The organism is Neobacillus cucumis (assembly GCF_023715505.1).
The window spans coordinates 306,295-327,108 of the sequence record NZ_JAMBOH010000002.1 but is presented as its reverse complement, the minus strand read 5'-3'; the positions used below and the strand labels follow the sequence as shown (position 1 = coordinate 327,108).

Here is a 20,814-nt window from a genome sequence, read left to right as displayed (position 1 = left end):
CCGTGAGTTTAGAGATGGTTACATTACTATATGATCAAAACACTGGCATGCCCCTCGAAGATGGATTCTACACACGTGCACTCTTGGATATCGAAAATGAAGGAATCTCATCTCAAGCTTTCTTCATTTTAAAGCAGCAGGGGAGGCTAAATCAAACCCCTGTTTTTTTTCAAAATCGTTTAAAGGAAAGCTATGAAAAAGGGCTATTCCAAAATCTTTTGATCAGAAATCAAATGAATACCATACTAAACAATTTTGAGAATCATAGTATAGAGGTTATCCCACTTAAAGGGGTTCATTTTGCTGAAAACTATTTTGGACATATCGGAGCAAGGGCCACCTCGGATATTGACCTATTAATTCGATTACAAGACCTTAATAGAGCAATTGAAATAATCCAAGACTTAGGATTTACTGTTGAAGAGGAGCAGGTACCTGATCATTTTCATTGTAGTTTTAGTAAAACCATACCTGGTTCTACCATGCCGTTAGTGGTAGAAATTCACTGGAACATAGTGAGGGAAAACACGTCTGACTTTCGAATAAATGACTTATGGAATCAATCTGAACAAGTTGGCAGCTTTAAACATCTTAAAGAGCTATCACCAAATCACTTATTTTACATGATTTGCTTACACGGTTGGCGGCATAATTTAGATTCACCGAAATACTTTATAGACATTATTCAGTTGATCTACAAATTAGATGGAAAAATTGATTATGATTACTTATTAAAACTTGCTGCCTCGCACAAAACACTAAAGCGGCTAAAGAGGACTTTATCAATCGTCTATCACCAGTTCCCTCATTTGCATAAAGTAAAAGAGCTGCCATTTAAAATAAAACAAACCAATTGGGAGTATAAGAATATAAAAGGGTTAAATCAGTACATTGACTTTATTGATTATCAGTTATTCAGCTACGACACAGTTAAACATAGTTTAATTGAACTGGCAAACTTGATTTGGCCATCAAAATATGAACTAGCTGCGGAAATTGGTGAAGAGCATCATGGGAAGTCGTTGTTCAAGATGTACATGGCTTTATATAAAAAGAGATTCACTTCCGTGATGAAAGTATTTTTACCGCATTAGCTACCTTCAAGAGACTCCGATACCCCAAAAAAAGGATGAGCATTGCCCATCCTTTTTCATTCCAGCTATTTATCTTTTTGAGAAAACCTCTTTGTTAAAAAGTAAACAGAAAAAATCCCCAATGAATCAATAATTAAATCGTAAAATCTGCCATCCCTTCCGAAAAAAAGTTGAAGAAATTCAGTGATAAACGCAAAAATTAATGCGATTACGACGGAGTATTTATGATTTTTTACTAAACTAAAAAGAAGTAGGTCCATAATAGCAAAGCCTAGAAAGTGACCTGATTTCACTTTAATAAATTCAGAATGGACCAAAGTAATATCATTAAAAATAAAGAAAGATAAAAAGTCAGGATGAGGTACCCATCTAAATCCGAATGTATGTAGATACATAAGCTTTTCAATACTTTCTGTCCATGTATTTAATAACAAGAATAGTCCCCATAAAACAATTAATAGTATTTTAATGAAAATTTGTTTTTTTGGAGAGTGGCTTTTATTTTTCTCTATCCCCATGTAATTCATTAGTTTTTCTCCTGTTATTTTCTTAAGAATATCTACATATTATCATAGCATTGTTCCTTTTTAAGAACAATGATACGATTAATAGTTTTGTATCAAATATTTTTCATTATTTTATATGTAAACGGATTCAATTCGAACTATGCCTTTAGTACTATTATCTGAAGATGTTTTTTGGTAAAATTAACCTCAATTCATTTACAAAATTCTACACCTTCCTTATAATGAATTTATATTGTTCGCTTGAAAGAACTAAAACCAAGAAAAGAAGGGAAGTCATGATCTATCCATTAATAGAAGAAAGAGATCAAATACACATTGTGAAAGATTCAAATTGTTGTATATGTGGTCTGGAATTTAATACGGAGAGAAAAATTAAAAGGAAAACCCTTAGAAAAATTAAATTTATTGAATTAGGTCAGGTAACCTGTGAAAAATGTGTTTTAAAACTTCTTAACAAGGAATAACATTATTTAGTATATCGAACTATTGTCGAAATTGTGTCGAAATTTTTGGGAATATTCCCATTTATTTCCCACGAAGACTATAGTACTATTAAAATAGTTATTTAATACTTTAATACTATAAAAGACAAGGGCAAACCATTCGAAAGATTGGGACGCAAAGCTACAGGTCTAAGGTTTAGTAACTAAGATGGCTGAGTTACCTAAAATAGTAATATTTTTAGGAGGATCTATCGTGTCTGCATTAACTGCTGAAACAGAACTTGATCAAGAATGGTTAAAACTTATTAATGAGGCTAAAAATTTAGGACTGTCCATTGACGAAATTAGAGATTTCTTATCCAAGCCTAATTAATCTGTCCTTTTGAAAAGCATGCAAGCAGGTTATAAGTTAAATCTATTAACAACTGGGAAGTATTGTTTACTAATTTTTCTCAATATTCACTCAAGGTAAAATGCACCTCATACATAGTATTTTGAGGAGAAAATTATATGGTCAGCATAGAAATAAAAACAGCTTAACCAATTGATAAACAATTAGTTAAGCTGTTTTTTAGTATAAGTTAATAATTCAAAAACTTCACACAAACCCCATAAGGCACCGTAATATCCGAAGTAATCAACGTCAATCTCCCCGAAACCTCATCCCTTGAATACAACACGGCATTGCCTGACTCCTGATTCACTGCAACCACAAACTTCCCGCTTGGATCAATTTCAAAATCCCGTGGCCAATTGCCCTCAGTAGAAGTATGCTCCACAAACGTAAGCTCACCTGAACCTGGATCGACACTGAAAACAGCAATACTGTTATGTCCGCGATTACCCGCATACACATAACGGCCATTTGCAGAAATATGGATCGCACTGCCCTGATTATTTTCTTTAAAATCCTCAGGTAATGTAGAAATATATTGAACCTCAGTAAAATGGCCATTTTCTGGATTATAGTTTAAAACGATTACTTCAGAACTGAACTCTGTCATTACATAAGCCATATCTCTATTTGGATGGAAAACAAGATGTCTTGGGCCGCTTCCTGCTTTTACAGGTAATAAATTCACCTGGGTAAGAGTGCCATCTTCCTCCACAGCATAGGTAATAACAGCATCAATTCCTAATTCACACACGGCAAGATACTTTTCATCAGGTGTTAGTTCAGAATAATGGGTATGAGGCTTTTCCTGTCTTGGGTCAGGACCTGATCCTTCATGCTCTCGGATAGAAGCATATGGTAGCACAGAGCCATCCTCTTGGTTAATAAGATGGGATTGAACAAGCCCTTGGTGATAGTTGGCACCAAACACCATACGGTTCTCGCTGTCAACACTCACATAGCACGGCGGCGCTCCTGCCGACACTTGGCTGTTAATAGCGGTCAGGTCTCCTGCCTCACCAATGGAGTAAGCGGCAATACCGCCAGTATCTCCTTCTTTAACTACTGAGTAAAGGTAACGATTGTCCTTGCTGATGGCTAAATAGGTAGGGTTCCCTAACTCGGCAGCCACCTTAATATCTTCAATTCTTGCTTCATCGGTATTGAGTGTAAAGCTATAGATTCCTTTACTTTCTCCCTTTGTATAGGTTCCGATATAACCCTTAAATCCCTTTTTGTTTGTCATTCAATTACTCTCCTCAATCATTTTCTACCAGTTATTGTATCAAACTATTTGATATTTACTCAAAGTTTGCTTGTTATCCATGGTACATCTATGTCATTTTATTTGCCAGACCTTTGCACATAAACCTGGGGAAATATCGCGAATTTTCTCAAAATACTCGTTAGATATAAAAAGGAATCTATTGTTATTAAAAGAATTAATAAAGAAAATGAATTTAATGTATCAATAAATGATAAAAGGATGCGATATCTTGAGTGCCAATCTGGATCGTAAAAAGTATCAAGAAAATGAGGAAGCGGCCTATGTAATGGGATATTTTACTGAGACACCCCTTAACGAGGGAAATGAATTTGCGTTACATTTAGCATACAGCTATGATGGCTTAAATTGGATCCCCCTTAATAATAATCATCCTGTTCTTGTTCCAACTATAGGAGAAAAAGGGCTCCGGGATCCGTTTATTTATAAAAAACAAGATGGTTCTTTCATCGTATTAGCGACGAATATGTGGAATAGTGAGTATATTATGTGCTACGATTCTGCCGATCTTACGACATTTGAAAATAGCCGTCTTCTTAGGTTAAATACAGATGGGATGCACGCATGGGCTCCAGAAGTCTTTTTTGATAAGGAATTGGGGAAGTATGGGATCTTCTGGTCCGGCAACACAGATAGAAACCGAATTTACGTCAATTATACCGAGGACTTCGTAACGATTAGCGAGCCAATCCTTTACTTTGATCCAGGGTATAACGTTATTGATGCCGCAATTGAGGAGCATGACGGTAAATACTATATGTATTTTAAGGACGAACGTACGCCGGCAGAAGCACCTTTGTCAGGTAAGCGGATGAAAGGGGCGTATTCGTCTTCTTTGGAACCTCGGAGCTTTGATTTAAATGAATACACTCAACCGATCGGTGAGCCTATGATCGAAGCATCGATTGTGATTAAAAAATATGGTGCCAATAAATGGTTTCTTTATGGCGATTGTTATTATCCGGTAAACGGAAGAATGTTTGTCTGGGAAACAGATGATTTATCGCGAGGAAACTGGACTCCATTAGATAGACGGGACTATAATCCACCGTTAAATGCAAAACACGGATCTGTTGTACGAGTGACCAAAAGTGAATTAGAACGACTACTGGATTATTGGGGCAGCAAACCGCTTTGGAATCGTATAAAATCATACAGTTCTCCTGACTGTTATGTCAGACATGAGCAAACATTTGCTCAAATTGCTCATTATCCTTTCGATTCCTATAAATCCTCTCAGTGGCTGATTGTACCTGGTTTAGCTGATCCGGATGGTGTATCCTTTGAATCTCTGCAAAATCGAGGCCATTATTTGAGGAATGTAAGTTATGCCCTCCGTCTCGAGAGGAATGATGGTTCAGATGATTTTAAGAACGAGGCAACGTTTTTGCCAGTTTCGGGTTTAAGTGATTCCGAATGGACATCATTCCAATCATTTCAGTACTCGGATAAATTTATTAAATTAGACGGTATCTATTTGCGGGTAAGTGACATTAACAATGAGAGTGACAAACAATTCGCCACTTTCAATGTTTGCTGGTAGACAGCCTCCATTCCTAATGGGAATGGGAGGCTGTTTTTTTATGAAAGTTCATATCCCAATAAAAAAATAATTTATTTTAATTAATTGAGTATACATACAATTTGTAATATTATAAAAATAACAAGCCACATATACGTATAAGTTGACGTCAAACTAATTTAAAAGATGTAAGCGATTTCTATGTTACTAGAATCTAGTCCATTGATATTTATTTTACTAAATTAGCAATAAGAGGTGTAATGATGAAAAAGAAATATGACATTGTTAAACAAGAAATAAAATCAAGTATACTAGACGGAACCTTTCAGCCCCTTCAAAAAATATCCTCCGAAAGTGAATTGATGAAACAATTCGGGGTAAGCCGTCATACTGTTCGTGCTGCGATTGGTGAACTTGTCAACGAAGGCTGGCTCTATCGCGAACAAGGGGCTGGGACCTTTTGTGCGGACCGAAAAATGGATCATCGCTTAACAAGTGGGGGCAAACAAAAGAATATCGCCATTATTACCACATTTATTTCAGATTATATATTCCCTTCCATCATTAGAGGAGCAGAATCCTATTTAAGCAGGCATGGGTACAATGTAAGTTTATTTAGCACAAATAATGACCATGAAAATGAGAAAAGAATCTTAGAGAGGATTCTATCAGAGCCCTTCGACGGAGTGATTGTAGAACCAACTAAAAGTGCCACATCCAACCCAAATATCAACTATTATCTGAATATAGAGCGGCAAAACATACCTTACATAATGATTAATGCTTATTATGAAGAACTGGAACCACTAAGCATTACGATGAATGATGAAAAGGGTGGTTATATTCAGGCTGAACACCTAATCCAATTGGGACATACGAATATTGTGGGCTTCTTTAAGACGGATGACCTTCAAGGTGCGAAAAGGATGAAGGGCTTCATTAAAGCACATCGCAATTACGGTATTCCTATTAATCCCAATGGTATTGTGACCTATAATACGAGTGAAAAGGCAACAAAACCGTTAGAAGCTCTCGCCAAATTCCTTTCCTTGGATCGCGAAGTCAGACCGTCTGCAGTTGTATGCTATAATGACGAGTTAGCCATTAGCCTATTAGATGTACTTCGCGAGAAAAATATCCGTGTCCCTGAAGATCTTTCTCTTGTGGGATTTGACAATTCTTTTATGGGGAAGCTTACAGAGGTGAAATTATCCACTATTGATCATCCGCAAAGTAAGATGGGGGAAACGGCAGCTGAAATAATTGTTGATTTGCTTAAAGAAAAACATGGACAACAAAAAAAATCAGCAGGTAAAGAAAACAGACAATCTATTATCTTTGAACCTAAATTAATTGTACGTAATTCAACAAAGTCATTAATTCAAACTAAACAGGAACCCGATAATCCGGTATTAAGTACTTAGGTCTTAATACCTTAAATTTATTGATTATTTAAAAAAATCTAAATTTTCTATTGAAACATGAGAAAGAGTTTAATATAATAAGTTCAGAAAAACATATACGGACGAGTGGACAAAAATTATTAGATTAATAAGATGACGTTCGTACATATGAAAAGAAAAATTGATTACTTAATGTTTTATTTGTAAACGTTAACATTAATGGTGCCTGTACAATTATTTTTGTACCAAGGTTAAGGAGGTGTCGTTTAATTAATTAAGAAAAGAACTACATCAGGAATCCTCTTCCACAAGTATGTTACCACCCAGGATTTAAACACCCTTGTAGACCTACAACAATTTGAAGATAAACCGAAAAAAGGACAATCCCGATTCGGGGCATTGTCTAAATGAAGGATTAGTCATTCACTACTCAAACAAATCTCACCTACATCACCGAACTTACGAGTTAAAATTTAATACTTCTGTAAGGAATTTCGATTAATTGGATTTTCGAGTTATTCCAGTACTTTCTAAGGGGGTTTATTAATGATATCTACGCCTAGAAATACAACTCAGGAACTCGCAGCGCCGATCAAAAGACCGAATAGATTACTGAATTTGTTAAATTCGAAAAAAGTTGTCCCTTATATTTTTGTCTCTCCGTTCATTCTTTCATTATTAATTTTTTCTTTATATCCGTCTATTAAAGCAATCATCATGAGTTTCCAAAGTATATTGCCTGGTGAAATTACGTTTATAGGGCTAAAAAACTATTCAAGAGTTTTTAATCCGACTTTTTATAAAGCGCTTTCAAATACAACGATTTATGTTATTTTAACAGTCGTGATTTTAACCGTATTGCCGATTATCTTTGCGGTGTTATTAGATTCTAAACTTGCTAAATTTAAAACGTTTTTTCGGGCGTCACTTTTTGTGCCAGCATTGGCATCCACGATTGTTTCGGGTATGGTCTTCCGTTTGATGTTCGGTGAAACAGATACGGCTGTTGCGAACCAATTTCTTCATTGGATCGGCTTGGATTCTGTTGATTGGAGATATAATGCCTGGTCGGGTATGTTTTTAATGGTTTTACTTTGCTCCTGGAAATGGATGGGGGTCAATATTATTTATTTCTTAGCCGCCCTTCAAAATGTTCCTAAGGAATTATTTGAGGCTGCAGATATGGATGGAGCAACTACTTTAAAAAAATTCCGCTATATTACACTGCCATTCCTAAAGCCTGTTACTATCTTTGTTGTCACGATTTCGGTAATAGCCGGATTTAGAATGTTTGAAGAAAGTTTTGTGTTCTGGGAAGCAGGCTCACCCGGAAATATTGGACTAACAGTGGTTGGTTATCTCTATCAACAAGGAATACAACAAAACGATATGGGGTTTGGTGCAGCTATCGGAGTAGTCCTCATGCTAATTATCTTTATCGTTAGTTTTATCCAATTAATTCTAACGGGAGCTTTTAAGAAGGAGGATCAATAAATGAAAACTAAAAAACATTCATTATTAGTATGGATAACTAACATAGGCTTTCTCATAATTTCTTTTATTGCTCTATTCCCGATATTAAATTTATTACTTTCGTCCTTTAGACCTTCATCGGAAATCATGCGTAATGGAATTAGTTTATCCTTTGATCCTAGTTCCTTAAGTCTTGATAACTACACCTATATTTTTACACAGGGGGGCAATTACTGGACTTGGTACGGAAATAGTTTAGTGATTACTGCTATAACTGTGGTTTTATCATTATTCTTTTCTTCGATGGTCGGATACGCACTAGCGGCCTATGACTTTAAAGGGAAGAACTTTCTATTTGGATTTGTTCTGTTCATTCTAATGATTCCTTTTGAGATTCTCATGCTGCCGTTGTTTCAGTTAATGATCAGCATGAACATCATTAATACATACACTGCTGTTATCCTGCCAGCAGTGGTTGCACCAGTAGCTGTATTCTTTTTTAGACAATATGCTATTGGCCTTCCGAAAGAATTAATGGATGCTGCTAGAATTGATGGTGCTACCGAATATGGTATCTACTTCAAAATCATGCTGCCGCTCATGGCACCATCGATGGCTGCTATGGCGATTCTGCAAGGGTTAGGCAGCTGGAATAACTTCTTATGGCCCTTAGTGGTATTAAGGTCTAATGATATGTTTAACCTTCCTATCGGTTTAGCGACTCTTTTAACACCGTATGGAAATAATTACGATATCTTAATTGCTGGATCTGTTATGACCATCGTACCTATTATCATCCTATTTATCTTCTTCCAACGTTACTTTGTTGCAGGACTAACAGTGGGTGGAGTAAAAGGATAAGAGAAAGCAGCTTTTTAAAGAGGTGACTAAAGATATGAACGGAAATCAACTTGTGAACAAACTAGATTCTTTACTTCAATGGATTGTCCGCCTTGTTGTGTTGAATATACTATGGATCTTATTTTCCACGCTTGGATTGTTTGTGGCTGGTGTCTTTCCAGCTTCGGCTGCCGTATTTGCAATAGCCCGAAAGTGGGTTATGGGTGAACAGGAGATTAAAATTTGGGCAACTTTTAAGCAAATATTCCGCCGGGAATTTGCAGCTGCGAATTTGATGGGCTGGATTTTAACCATTCTTGGCATCGTTCTTTATTTAAATTATCGAGTTATCTTGAATTTTACCGGAGAAATGACATTTGTTATACCGTTTGCGTTCTACTTTCTTGTCTTTTTCTATACCATTCTTGTCATTTGGACATTTCCGTTACTTGTGCACTATAAAGCAACATGGAGACAGCACTTTAGGAATGCCATCATCATTGGTTTAACGAAAATCCATTACACAATTGTGTGCAGTGCTTTAGTATTTGCTATCCTATATCTTTCATTTAGCTACCCGGGTGTCATACCATTTTTCACAATCAGTTCCATTGGATTGGGATGTATGTGGTTCACTTTAAAAATTTTTAACAAGATGGATGAAGGAAAGGATCAGCTAACATCAGAGATTTCTATGTAAATACCTATTATCATCGTAAGGACTTTTCCTAAGTGACTTTGTTAAAAAATCAACTGGCTATTGCTTTTATGGGTTGAAGACGACCTGACTTTAGGGAGGTGAATTATTTTCCATAGTTGATCGTACGCACACAAAATTAAAGATTAATATTAGGGGGAGAAAGCGTGAAAAAGAAAAGTTTACTAGCTTTACTTTTTGGATTACTGGCCGTCCTATTAATTGCCTGTAGTAATGGTGGTGAAAAAGCTTCCGGGGATAAAGCAACTGAGAAGGAAGTAATTGGTGCAGATGAAAAGGATGCTACCGAATTAAAATATTGGACCTTTGTGGAGTTACACATGGACTTTTTTAAAGATGCAGTACCTCGTTGGAATAAACTACACCCAGATAAGAAGATTAAGTTAGTAGCTGAAACATTCCCTTATGATCAAATGCACAACAATTTATTACTGGCATTACAATCTGGTAAGGGTGCCCCTGATATTGCTGATATCGAGGTTGGCCGGTTCCCTAACTTCTTGCAAGGGAAACCACAACTATTACCTATGAACGAATATGTCGAGCCAATTAAGGACAAATTTATTGAATCACGTTTGAACCTATATGCGAAAGATGGAAAATACTACGGTATGCCAACACACGTTGGGGCAACTGTCATGTATTACAATAAAGAAATTATGGATAAAGCCGGCGTCGATATCGACTCCATTAAAACATGGGATGATTATATTGAGGCAGGTAAAAAAGTGGTTGCCAACACGGATGCTGTTATGACAACAGTACATACTGGAGACGCCACTCAATTCCAGCAAATGATTAGCCAGCAAGGCTCCGATCTTTTTGATAAAGATGGAAAATTGACAATTGATGATGAGAAAAATGTAAAAACTCTTTCATTATTAAATGACATGCTTTATAAGTATAAAATTGCGGAACTTACTCCAGGCGGGGAACCTCATGCTGAAGAGTTTTACGCTTATATGAATAAAGGAAAAGCAGCTTCTATTTCTATGCCATTATGGTATATGGGCCGCTTCACCGATTACATGCCTGATCTAAAAGGTAAAATGGTCATCCGACCATTGCCTGCTTGGGAACCAGGCGGAGGACGTTCCGTTGGTATTGGTGGTACAGGTACTGTAGTCACAAACCAAACGAAACATCCTGAGCTTGCTAAAGAGTTCTTGGCATTTGCCAAGCTTTCCAAAGAAGCGAATATTAAGTTATGGTCCGTTCTAGGCTTTGATCCTCCACGCTGGGATGTTTGGCAAGATCCTGCGATTAAAGAAGATAACAAGTTTTATCAATACTTTGGAACCGATATCTTTGATACATTATTGAGCATTAAGGATGAAATTCCTGGTCTCAATATTAATAAAAATACACCAAATGCGCTGACTGAATTAAATACAAATACATTAGAAAATGTCCTCAGACAGAAAAAGCAAACCCCTGAAGAGGCTTTAAAACAAGCACGGAAAACAATTGAAACAAATATGAAGTAAACGTAGAGTCAAGGTTAATTAAGGGTCTCAACCCATTTAATCAAAAGGGGTTTGACCCTTTCTCTTAGTCTAGCTCTTTAAACTATTTTCTAACCATGAAAGGAGAAAGTAATGAATAAAAAAGCCAAAATGATTTTAGAAAAGGATTTTAAAGTCTCAGAGATTGATAACCGTATCTATGGGTCTTTCATTGAACATTTAGGTCGTGCTGTTTATGGAGGAATCTATGAGCCAGGCCATCCTCAAGCTGATGAAATGGGCTTTCGTCAAGATGTAATTGAAATGGTAAAAGAACTCCAAGTACCGCTTGTTCGATACCCAGGGGGTAACTTTGTCTCCGGTTATAAATGGGAAGATGGTGTGGGACCAGTAGATCAGCGTCCACGCCGTTTAGATTTGGCGTGGCGGACGACGGAAACAAATCAAATTGGAACAAACGAGTTCATGAAATGGGCAAAGCTTGTTAATGCTGAGGTAAATATGGCTGTAAATTTAGGTACACGAGGAATTGATGCAGCTAGAAACCTAGTAGAGTATTGCAACCATCCAGGTGGTTCCTATTATAGTGATCTACGTATTTCCCATGGTGCAAAGGAGCCCCATAACATTAAGACTTGGTGTCTCGGAAACGAAATGGACGGTCCATGGCAAATCGGCCACAAAACGGCAGCAGAATATGGGAGAGTTGCCCAAGAAGCGGCTAAAGTAATGAAATGGGTTGACCCAACGATCGAGTTAGTTGCCTGCGGCAGCTCACACCGTAACATGCCGACGTTTGCAGATTGGGAAGCAACCGTGTTAGATCATACATACGATCATGTTGAGTTTATCTCCCTGCATCAGTATTACGGTAACAGAGATAACGAAATTTCCAATTATTTAGCTCTATCTCTCGAAATGGATGATTTTATTAAATCAGTTATATCAATTGCTGACTATATTAAAGCCAAAAAGCGTGGTAAGAAGAATATTAATCTTTCATTCGATGAATGGAATGTTTGGTACCACAGTAGAGAGCAAGATAAATTAATTGAACCATGGACTGTTGCACCTCCACAGCTCGAAGATATGTATAACTTCGAAGATGCCCTATTAGTAGGTTGTATGCTAATTACCTTATTAAAGCATGCCGATCGTGTGAAAATTGCCTGTCTTGCACAGCTAGTAAATGTTATTGCTCCGATTATGACGGAAGACAATGGAAAGGCATGGAAACAAACGATTTTCTATCCTTATATGCATACTTCTGTTTATGGCAGAGGAGTTGCGTTGAATCCGATTATTTCTAGCCCTAAATACGATAGTAAAGACTTTACGGATGTACCATTATTAGAATCTACTGCCGTTTACAATGAAGAAAATGATCAGTTAACGATTTTTGCTGTAAATCGTGACTTACAAGAGGGCTTACAGCTTGAATGCGATGTTCGGAACTTTGAAGGCTATAAGGTTGTTGAACATATCGTGCTTGAGAATGACGACATTAAACAAACCAACTCTGCTCAAGGTACTCCGGTCGCTCCTCATTCAAACGGAAATGCTGAACTTGAGAATGGGGTACTTTCTGCTGTATTGCCAAAACTATCTTGGAATGTCATTCGTTTGGCTAAGCAGCAATAAGAAGTGGGGCCATATCCTTACTATTTATATGGTAAAGGTATGGTTTATTTTATTTGTCCTGCAGCTGTCATTCAATCCATTATTGGGGATTCACCTCCAAAGCAACAAAAAGTGAACGAGTTTGAGTAACTTATCCAAATGAAGCACCAGAGGTTTGGGCAGCAGAAGTAACCTATCGAAAAAGTAAAGAGGAAAGAAACTATGAAGCGCCGGAGGGAAACATACAGAGCCAACGATTCACGATAAGGTTTAGGTAGCTAAAAAGGCCGGAAATTTTCTTGAAATCTACCAAACATAGAACGGTTGGTCCAAATGGTTCGCTATGTTTACGAAGCGACTCGAACTGGCAGGTTCCTGAACCAGAACTAGGCCTTGTCTTAGATGAAAAGGGGAACGTAGCGTGTTCCTAGAGTACTGCATAAATTAGATGTAACTTTGTAATCAGAGGGAAGTAAAGAAGATTACAGTTTGGTATCATTAAAAAAGACAGGGGAGCCGTAAAAAACGGCCTCCCTGTCTTTTTTGAGGGGAATGAAAGCAGAACATAAAGATGCTATTAATATTTCAAATTAAGGTGGCTAATCATTAATAAAAACTAAAGCTGTCTTTCCCCGTCTTTAATAAAGTTTTCGGTCGCGAAGGCAGCAACACCTAATGCAGCTGAATAACTAGATAAGGATGAGAAATGGATTTCCATTTCATTCTGATGTAAGGACAAGGCATGATTTTCAATGGTTTTTCTAATAGGTGCTTCAAGCCACTTCTTTGCTTTCGCTAAGCGATTCCCGATGATAACTTGCTTTGGATTAAATGTATTTATAATGTTATTAATGCCATAACCAAGATAGCAGCCAATCTCCTCAAAAAGCACCAGTGTATCTTCGTCGTTTGTCTCTGCTAATTGAATTAATGATTCAAGTGTCGCATCCTTATCGTTAGCTATTTTTAAAAGGGTATGTTCAGAGGCGTACATTTCCCAGCAGCCCTTGCTCCCACAACTGCAGGGTCTTCCATTAACCTCAATAATCATATGACCAAATTCCCCAGAATAACCGTTATTCCCTTGATACAACTCACCATTCAGGATTATGCCAACCCCGATACCGATTCCAGCACTTATATAAATGATATTTTCGTGATGTTGACCTGCACCAAATTGCTTTTCTCCGTATGCGCCGGCATTTGCTTCATTTTCAATGATAACTGGAAGTTTAAATACATCCTCTATCTCTGCCTTTAAACTGACGTTTTTCCAGCCTAAATTAGGGGCAAGTAACACCATGCCTTCTTTATCCACAATACCTGCAACACCCAATCCCAAACCAACTACACCATATTTGCTTTGAGGCATTTCATCTAGCAGGCTATGGATACCTGTCTTTACTAGCTCTTTAACAGCTGAAAAACTGGAATCATCGATACGCTGGTTTTTTTCAATAATAATATTTCCTTTTAGATCCGTTAAAACACTCAGGATATAATTAACCCCAATATCAATCCCAATTGCGTATCCCGCTACTTTATTAAAGTGAAGAAGAACGGGACGTCTGCCGCCGCTGGATTCACCTGGGCCAGATTCATAAATGAGCTCTTCTTCTAATAGTTCATTCACCATTGATGAAACAGTACCCTTATTTAGACCAGTTACCTGAGCAATGTCTGCACGTGAGATCGGTTCTTTATCGATAATCATTTGCAGTACCAATGATTTGTTATTTCGTTTCACTACTTGCTGATTCCATGTAATCGTTGTCAATAAAAAAATCTCCCTACGTTCGTTATCGTATCTATATCTTAACATAAACTTAGTTTATTGAATATACAAACAAAGAAAAGGATGCTATAATGCTATTATATTCGGTAAGAAATAACATCTGACTAGCCTAAGAACAACGCTCAATTTGCGCAAATCTAATATCATTTGGAGAAAGAAGGGGAACTAGTTGACTAAAAACATGTTTTTCAACGCACATCATTCACCAATCGGTGCCTTCTCAAGTTTTACCCTTGGTTTTCATGGAAATGGCGGGGGGCTCGATTTAGAGCTAGGCCGTTCACCACAAAAAAATGTCTATGTGGGTGTTGAATCCGCAGAACGTGAAGGAATCTATGAAGCACTTCCATTCTTTGAGCTAGAAGATGACGAAAGTAAGCGCTATGATATTGAAAATATGGATCCAAACCCAGATAAGCCGCGCATCATTTTACCTTTTGAGAAGGAAAAAATAGAACGGAACTTTCAGTTAGGAACGGATTCTTGGAAGGCAGGCGACTTAACCTTCACCGTCTATTCTCAAGTCCAATCCGTACCCGATCCGGCTAAAGCTACTGAAGAAGAACTAAAAAATGCTTTAATCCCGGCTGTTTGGGCAGAGCTTACCATTGATAACACACAAGGAACAAAAAGCCGCCGTGCCTTTTTTGGCTATCAAGGCAGTGATCCATACAGCTCGATGCGCCGTTTGGATGATACGTGTGATGGGATTGCCGGAATTGGCCAAGGCCGCTTAACAGCGATTACCACAAACGACCCTGAAGTGAAGTCAGCTCTGCACTTTAGTGTGGAAAATATTTTAACAACACCATTTGAAGAAAACTGGACCTTCGGTTTAGGGCCTGTCGGTGCACTGGTTATGGATGTTCCTGCCGGACAAACACGCACCTATAAATTTGCCGTCTGCTTCTATCGCGGGGGATATGTAACAGCAGGGTTAGATGCTTCTTATTTATATACGAGATATTTCCCAAATATCGAATCTGTAGCGGCTTTTGCTCTAGAAAATTTTGATCAATTCACAGCAGTTGCAAAAGAATCCAATCGTTTAGTAAATGATGCGGATTTATCTGATGATCAAAAGTTTATGATGATTCATTCCATTCGTAGCTACTATGGCAGCACACAATTGCTGGATGTGGACGGAGAGCCGTTTTGGGTGGTAAACGAAGGGGAATATCGAATGATGAATACCTTCGACCTGACTGTCGACCAAATTTTCTTTGAATTGAAAATGAATCCTTGGACAGTGAAAAACGAGCTGGACATGTTTGTCAGCAGATTTAGCTATGAAGATAAAGTTCGTTTCCCAGGGGATGAGACAGAATATCCTGGCGGTATCAGCTTTACGCATGATATGGGGGTTGCTAACACTATTTCCCGTCCGCATTATTCCTCTTATGAATTATACGGATTAGATGGATGTTTCTCTCATATGACTTATGAGCAGCTGGTTAACTGGGTGTTATGTGCATCTGTATATGTAGAACAAACAGGAGATACCGAGTGGTTAAACGGGAATTTGGATGTTTTCTTCCGCTGCTTTAATAGCATGATAAATCGTGATCATCCGGAAGCAGATAAACGAGATGGCATTATGGGTCTTGACTCCACACGCGTAATGGGTGGTGCAGAGATTACGACTTATGATAGTTTAGATGTTTCGCTAGGTCAGGCAAGAAACAATATTTATTTAGCCGGCAAGACATGGGCATCCTATGTGGCATTAGAGAAAATCTTTAGAGAGAATGGACTAACGAACTTGTCGAAACAGGCTGGAGAGCTAGCGGGAAAATGTGCATCCACGATTGCAGGCCATATAACGCCTGGCGGTTATATCCCTGCGGTTATTAAGGAAGGGAACGATTCTAAAATTATTCCAGCGATTGAAGGACTAATTTTCCCTTACTATACCAACAATAAAGAAGCATTAGATCCTAATGGCCGTTTTGGCACCTACATTCAAGTGTTGAAAAAGCACTTAACCACCGTATTAACGGAAGGTGTTTGCTTGTTTGAAGATGGAGGCTGGAAGATTTCGTCTACTAGCAATAACTCGTGGTTAAGTAAGGTATACTTAAGCCAGTTTATTGCCCGTGAAATTCTTGGGCTAGAGTGGGATGAAAAAGGAGCAAAGGCAGATGCTGCCCATGTCGCTTGGCTCACCCATCCAACTCTATCTGTTTGGAGCTGGAGCGATCAAATTATTTCAGGTGAAATTGCTGGAAGTAAATATTACCCGCGTGGAGTAACAAGTATTTTATGGCTTGAGGAAAGTAAAAAATCTGCCGCCTTAGTCGCTTCTACATTGACTGAATAATAGGATAAGAGACTGTTTGGTTTTAACTAGACAGTCCTATTTTTAATAGAAGTTAATGCCATACTTTTCTTATAAAGTAAGTACTCATCAAGAGGTGAAAGAACATGCAATTTAATAGTGTAGTTGGCAAGGCATACACAGGTTGTGAATGGGTTATGAAACTAGCCTATGTAAATATTTTATGGTTGCTCTTTTCATTGGGTGGTCTTATTTTTCTCGGTATTTCACCAGCATCTGCAGCATTGTTTTCCATTTTAAGAAAGTGGTTGATGTATGAAACGGATATACCGATCTTTCGTACCTTTTTGGATACCTATAAAAAAGAGTTTTTAAAAGCAAACAAGCTTGGATGGTTAATGGCTTTGATTGGGATGTTCCTATATTTCGATTTCAAGTATCTGATCACAGTTGGAGGAACGATACAATATGTGCTTTCCATCCCGCTGTTGATTGTTTCAATTTTATTCTTCATTACCTTGCTCTATCTATTTCCTGTTTATGTCCATTACGAATTAAGCCTGATCCAGTATATTAAGAATTCCTTTTATATTGGAATCATTAACATGCATATTACCATTTTGATGATTGCCGCAACGATCCTGATAGGTATTCTATATAGTTATATTCCCGGGATTGTTCCGTTTTTTAGTATAAGTTTATTCTCTCTTATGGTGATGACTGGAGCCAAACAAAGTTTTAATCGGATTGAAGCCAAACAAAAAAAGCTCAGTGTACAAAATTAAACTCACTACCGAAAAAGCTGTTGCCGCAAAAATGGTACAGCTTTTTTCTTTGCCAAAAATTGTTCAAAATATTTTCTATAAATCTTTGTTTATCCGATAGACAAACGAAGTAGAGGATGCTATAATCTAATTAAAGAAAGGTGTTACAGACTAATAGATTAAATATCGAATGAAAGCAGTTACATGAGTTAGTCTGAAACCGAAAAAACTTAGGAGGAATCCAACCATGGCCTATTTCGAAAATGTAAAAAACATTCAATTTGAAGGTGCAACTTCAACTAATCCTTTAGCATTTAAGTACTATAATCCCAAAGAAGTAATCAACGGAAAAACAATGGAGGAGTTACTGCGTTTCTCTGTCACCTGGTGGCATACTTTCACAGCAGATGGAACTGATCCATTTGGTGTAGGTACAGCCATTCGTCCTTGGAATCACTTAACAGGACTTGATTTAGCAAAAGCACGCGTGGAAGCAGCATTTGAACTTTTTGACAAATTAAATGTTCCATTCTTTGCTTTCCATGATGTTGATATTGCTCCAGAAGGAAGCACATTAGCTGAATCAAACAAAAACCAAGACATTATCGTTAGCATGATTAAAGAATACATGAAAACAAGCAAGACGAAGCTTCTTTGGAACACTGCTAATATGTTTACAAATCCTCGCTATACACACGGTGCGGCAACTTCTCCTAATGCAGATGTATTTGCTTACTCTGCAGCAAAAGTGAAGAAGGGCTTAGAAGTAGCGAAGGAACTAGGTGCTGAAAACTATGTATTCTGGGGCGGCCGTGAAGGTTATGAGACATTACTAAATACAGATATGAAGCTTGAGCAAGATAACTTAGCACGTTTCTTCCATATGGCTGTAGATTATGCTAAAGAAATCGGCCTAAATGTTCCATTCTTAATTGAGCCAAAACCAAAAGAGCCAACAAAACACCAATATGACTTTGATGTAGCAACTGGACTTGCATTCTTACAAAAATATGACTTAACTGATTACTTCAAGTTCAATCTTGAAGCAAACCATGCGACATTAGCTGGCCACACATTCGAACATGAACTTCGCGTTGCCCGTATTAATGGAATGCTTGGATCGATTGACGCCAACCAAGGTGATCCATTACTTGGCTGGGATACAGATGAGTTCCCAACTGATTTGTATTCTACAACATTAGCATGCTATGAAATTCTTCAAAATGGCGGCTTAGGTAAAGGCGGAACTAACTTCGATGCAAAGGTACGCCGAGGCTCCTTTGATCCAGAAGATTTATTCCATGCTCATATTGCCGGTATGGATGCATTTGCAATCGGCTATAAAGTAGCGAACAAGCTACTTGAAGACCGTGTATTTGAAAACTTCATTGATACCCGTTATAGCAGCTATACAAAAGGTATTGGTTTAGAAATAGTTGAAGGCAGAACGAATTTCCGTGAATTAGAAGAGTATGCACTTGGGTTAACTGAAATTAAAAATACATCAGGCAGAACAGAAGTTTTAAGAGCTACACTTAACCAATATCTATTAGAAACACTTTCAGGTGTAGCAGTTCGATAAAAACAACAAAGAACCTAACAAAATAAAATGGAAAATGTGCTGGAAGTTATTTGTCCAGCACATTTTTATAGAAAAGGAGAACTATCGAATGAAATACGTTATCGGAGTTGACCTGGGGACAAGTGCGGTTAAAATTTTACTCGTCAACCAAAATGGTGAGGTATGCCAGGAAGTTTCCAAATCCTACCCATTAATTATCGAGAAATCAGGATATAGTGAACAAAACCCGGAAGAATGGGTGGCTAAGACTACAGAGGGTCTAGCAGAGTTGATCGAAGCGTTCCAAGGTGATGTGAAAGACATTGAGGGAATCAGCTTTTCAGGGCAGATGCATGGATTGGTATTATTAGACGAAGCAAATAATGTACTTCGAAATGCGATTCTTTGGAACGATACAAGAACAACGAAGCAATGCCAGGAAATTTATGATGTCGTCGGTAAAGACCACTTGCTAGAAATTACGAAGAATCCGGCATTAGAAGGGTTCACCTTGCCAAAAATCCTTTGGGTAAAAGAGAATGAGCCTGAGATTTTCAATTCTGCAAGCGTATTCTTGCTTCCGAAGGATTATTTGCGTTACCGGATTACAGGTAACATCCATATGGAATATTCAGATGCAGCAGGAACATTACTGCTAAATGTAAGTAATCGGGAATGGAGTTCAGAAATCCTGAATCTATTCGGAATTACTCTTGAACTTTGTCCGCCGCTAGTAGTATCCCATGCTTGTGTTGGAACAGTTACCGCTGAATTTGCGCAGTCAACGGGATTGTCTGAAGCAACCAAGGTGTTTGCAGGCGGGGCTGATAATGCTTGTGGTGCCATTGGTTCAGGGATATTATCGGATGGCAAAACATTATGCAGCATTGGTACTTCTGGCGTTGTTCTTTCTTATGAAGAAAGAAATGACCTAAACTTTGAAGGCAAAGTTCATTATTTCAACCACGGTGAGGAAAATACTTATTACACGATGGGTGTTACTCTTGCTGCAGGCTATAGTTTGAGCTGGTTTAAAGATACGTTTGCCAAAGAGGAAGCCTTTGATCAATTTTTAGAAGGTGTCGACGGGGTGCCTGCTGGCAGTGACGGGTTATTATTTACTCCATATATTGTCGGTGAAAGAACACCACATGCGGATTCGAATATCCGCGGCAGCTTTATTGGCATCGATGCAGGCCATGAGCGTAAGCATTTTGCCCGCGCTGTCCTTGAAGGGATTACGTTCTCTTTACAAGAGTCAATCGAGATATTTAGAAACAGCGGGAAAACAATTGACTCGATTATTTCTATTGGAGGTGGAGCGAAAAACGAAACATGGCTGCAAATGCAGGCAGATATCTTCAATGCAAAAATTGAAAAGCTAACAAGCGAACAAGGTCCTGGAATGGGCGCAGCAATGTTAGCAGCCTATGGCTGCGGCTGGTTTACCTCTCTTAAAGAGTGTGCGGATGCCTTTATTCAAACCTCAAAAACCTATTATCCTATTAAAGAAAATGTTGAAACATATAGTAAACTATTTACTATTTACCAACAGGTTTATACACAAACAAAGGAGCTTAATGACCAATTAAAGGATTTTAGAAGATAAGTATTGGATCGATATATGGAGG

The 20,814-nt window shown here is 37.9% G+C and carries 16 protein-coding genes and 1 riboswitch; of the genes, 13 read left to right on the top strand and 3 right to left on the bottom strand.

Features of this window, described 5'->3' with window-relative positions; translation table 11 throughout:
- Positions 1-2: 2 nt before the first annotated feature.
- Positions 3-1,094 carry a nucleotidyltransferase domain-containing protein gene (locus tag M3226_RS04150; RefSeq protein ID WP_251562870.1) on the top strand — a complete coding sequence of 364 codons (1,092 nt, stop codon included), beginning with the start codon at positions 3-5 and terminating at the stop codon, positions 1,092-1,094.
- 65 nt (positions 1,095-1,159) lie between these two features.
- Here the strand turns inward: M3226_RS04150 and M3226_RS04145 are convergent, their stop codons facing one another.
- Positions 1,160-1,621, bottom strand: a complete 462-nt coding sequence (locus M3226_RS04145; RefSeq protein WP_251562869.1) for a VanZ family protein — start codon at positions 1,619-1,621, stop codon at positions 1,160-1,162.
- Positions 1,622-2,204: 583 nt separating this feature from the next.
- Positions 2,205-2,289: riboswitch (cyclic di-GMP riboswitch) on the top strand.
- 28 nt (positions 2,290-2,317) lie between these two features.
- On the opposite strand from M3226_RS04145, the gene M3226_RS04140 reads away from it, so the two are divergent.
- Positions 2,318-2,437 carry an anti-repressor SinI family protein gene (locus tag M3226_RS04140; protein WP_251562867.1) on the top strand — a complete coding sequence of 40 codons (120 nt, stop codon included), beginning with the start codon at positions 2,318-2,320 and terminating at the stop codon, positions 2,435-2,437.
- A gap of 208 nt (positions 2,438-2,645) precedes the next feature.
- Here the strand turns inward: M3226_RS04140 and M3226_RS04135 are convergent, their stop codons facing one another.
- Complete coding sequence (locus tag M3226_RS04135; RefSeq protein ID WP_251562865.1) at positions 2,646-3,704, bottom strand: lactonase family protein; 1,059 nt, start codon at positions 3,702-3,704, stop codon at positions 2,646-2,648.
- Positions 3,705-3,954: 250 nt separating this feature from the next.
- Here M3226_RS04135 and M3226_RS04130 point away from each other — a divergent pair, with 250 nt between their 5' ends.
- The 7 genes from M3226_RS04130 to arfA all read left to right on the top strand — a co-directional run bounded on the left by M3226_RS04130 (position 3,955) and on the right by arfA (position 12,806).
- Positions 3,955-5,286 (top strand): AbfB domain-containing protein, encoded by a 1,332-nt coding sequence (locus M3226_RS04130; protein ID WP_251562863.1) that lies wholly within the window; start codon positions 3,955-3,957, stop codon positions 5,284-5,286.
- Positions 5,287-5,528: 242 nt separating this feature from the next.
- Positions 5,529-6,689 carry a GntR family transcriptional regulator gene (locus M3226_RS04125; protein ID WP_251563228.1) on the top strand — a complete coding sequence of 387 codons (1,161 nt, stop codon included), beginning with the start codon at positions 5,529-5,531 and terminating at the stop codon, positions 6,687-6,689.
- Positions 6,690-7,214: 525 nt separating this feature from the next.
- Positions 7,215-8,162 (top strand): carbohydrate ABC transporter permease, encoded by a 948-nt coding sequence (locus M3226_RS04120; protein WP_251562861.1) that lies wholly within the window; start codon positions 7,215-7,217, stop codon positions 8,160-8,162.
- Positions 8,163-9,002 (top strand): carbohydrate ABC transporter permease, encoded by an 840-nt coding sequence (locus tag M3226_RS04115; RefSeq protein ID WP_251562860.1) that lies wholly within the window; start codon positions 8,163-8,165, stop codon positions 9,000-9,002.
- A 34-nt stretch (positions 9,003-9,036) separates the two neighbouring features.
- Positions 9,037-9,681, top strand: coding sequence for a YesL family protein (locus tag M3226_RS04110; protein ID WP_251562858.1), 645 nt, complete (start codon positions 9,037-9,039; stop codon positions 9,679-9,681).
- Between the two features lie 164 nt (positions 9,682-9,845).
- The gene (locus M3226_RS04105; protein WP_251562856.1) at positions 9,846-11,186 is read left to right on the top strand and encodes an ABC transporter substrate-binding protein; all 1,341 of its coding nucleotides are present in this window, start codon (positions 9,846-9,848) and stop codon (positions 11,184-11,186) included.
- Between the two features lie 111 nt (positions 11,187-11,297).
- Positions 11,298-12,806 (top strand): arabinosylfuranosidase ArfA, encoded by a 1,509-nt coding sequence (arfA, locus tag M3226_RS04100; protein ID WP_251562854.1) that lies wholly within the window; start codon positions 11,298-11,300, stop codon positions 12,804-12,806.
- Between the two features lie 595 nt (positions 12,807-13,401).
- Here arfA and M3226_RS04095 read toward each other — a convergent pair.
- The gene (locus M3226_RS04095; protein ID WP_251562852.1) at positions 13,402-14,562 is read right to left on the bottom strand and encodes an ROK family protein; all 1,161 of its coding nucleotides are present in this window, start codon (positions 14,560-14,562) and stop codon (positions 13,402-13,404) included.
- 187 nt (positions 14,563-14,749) lie between these two features.
- Here M3226_RS04095 and M3226_RS04090 point away from each other — a divergent pair, with 187 nt between their 5' ends.
- From M3226_RS04090 to xylB, 4 genes are all read left to right on the top strand, one after another.
- Positions 14,750-16,900 carry a glycoside hydrolase family 52 protein gene (locus tag M3226_RS04090; protein WP_251562849.1) on the top strand — a complete coding sequence of 717 codons (2,151 nt, stop codon included), beginning with the start codon at positions 14,750-14,752 and terminating at the stop codon, positions 16,898-16,900.
- Positions 16,901-17,004: 104 nt separating this feature from the next.
- Positions 17,005-17,643 carry a YesL family protein gene (locus tag M3226_RS04085; RefSeq protein WP_251562847.1) on the top strand — a complete coding sequence of 213 codons (639 nt, stop codon included), beginning with the start codon at positions 17,005-17,007 and terminating at the stop codon, positions 17,641-17,643.
- A 226-nt stretch (positions 17,644-17,869) separates the two neighbouring features.
- Positions 17,870-19,204, top strand: coding sequence for a xylose isomerase (gene xylA / locus M3226_RS04080; RefSeq protein ID WP_251562845.1), 1,335 nt, complete (start codon positions 17,870-17,872; stop codon positions 19,202-19,204).
- 88 nt (positions 19,205-19,292) lie between these two features.
- On the top strand, positions 19,293-20,792 hold the full coding sequence (gene xylB / locus M3226_RS04075; protein WP_251562843.1) for a xylulokinase: 1,500 nt from the start codon (positions 19,293-19,295) through the stop codon (positions 20,790-20,792).
- The last annotated feature ends 22 nt before the right edge of the window (positions 20,793-20,814 follow it).

Excerpts from the sequence above, each read along its gene's own strand:
- M3226_RS04115 (WP_251562860.1), top strand. The coding sequence starts at position 8,163 with ATGAAAACTAAAAAACATTCATTATTAGTATGGATAACTAACATAGGC.
- M3226_RS04110 (WP_251562858.1), top strand. The coding sequence starts at position 9,037 with ATGAACGGAAATCAACTTGTGAACAAACTAGATTCTTTACTTCAATGG.
- M3226_RS04125 (WP_251563228.1), top strand. The coding sequence starts at position 5,529 with ATGAAAAAGAAATATGACATTGTTAAACAAGAAATAAAATCAAGTATA.
- M3226_RS04145 (WP_251562869.1), bottom strand. The coding sequence starts at position 1,621 with ATGAATTACATGGGGATAGAGAAAAATAAAAGCCACTCTCCAAAAAAA.
- M3226_RS04135 (WP_251562865.1), bottom strand. The coding sequence starts at position 3,704 with ATGACAAACAAAAAGGGATTTAAGGGTTATATCGGAACCTATACAAAG.
- arfA (WP_251562854.1), top strand. The coding sequence starts at position 11,298 with ATGAATAAAAAAGCCAAAATGATTTTAGAAAAGGATTTTAAAGTCTCA.
- M3226_RS04085 (WP_251562847.1), top strand. The coding sequence starts at position 17,005 with ATGCAATTTAATAGTGTAGTTGGCAAGGCATACACAGGTTGTGAATGG.
- xylB (WP_251562843.1), top strand. The coding sequence starts at position 19,293 with ATGAAATACGTTATCGGAGTTGACCTGGGGACAAGTGCGGTTAAAATT.
- xylA (WP_251562845.1), top strand. The coding sequence starts at position 17,870 with ATGGCCTATTTCGAAAATGTAAAAAACATTCAATTTGAAGGTGCAACT.
- M3226_RS04120 (WP_251562861.1), top strand. The coding sequence starts at position 7,215 with ATGATATCTACGCCTAGAAATACAACTCAGGAACTCGCAGCGCCGATC.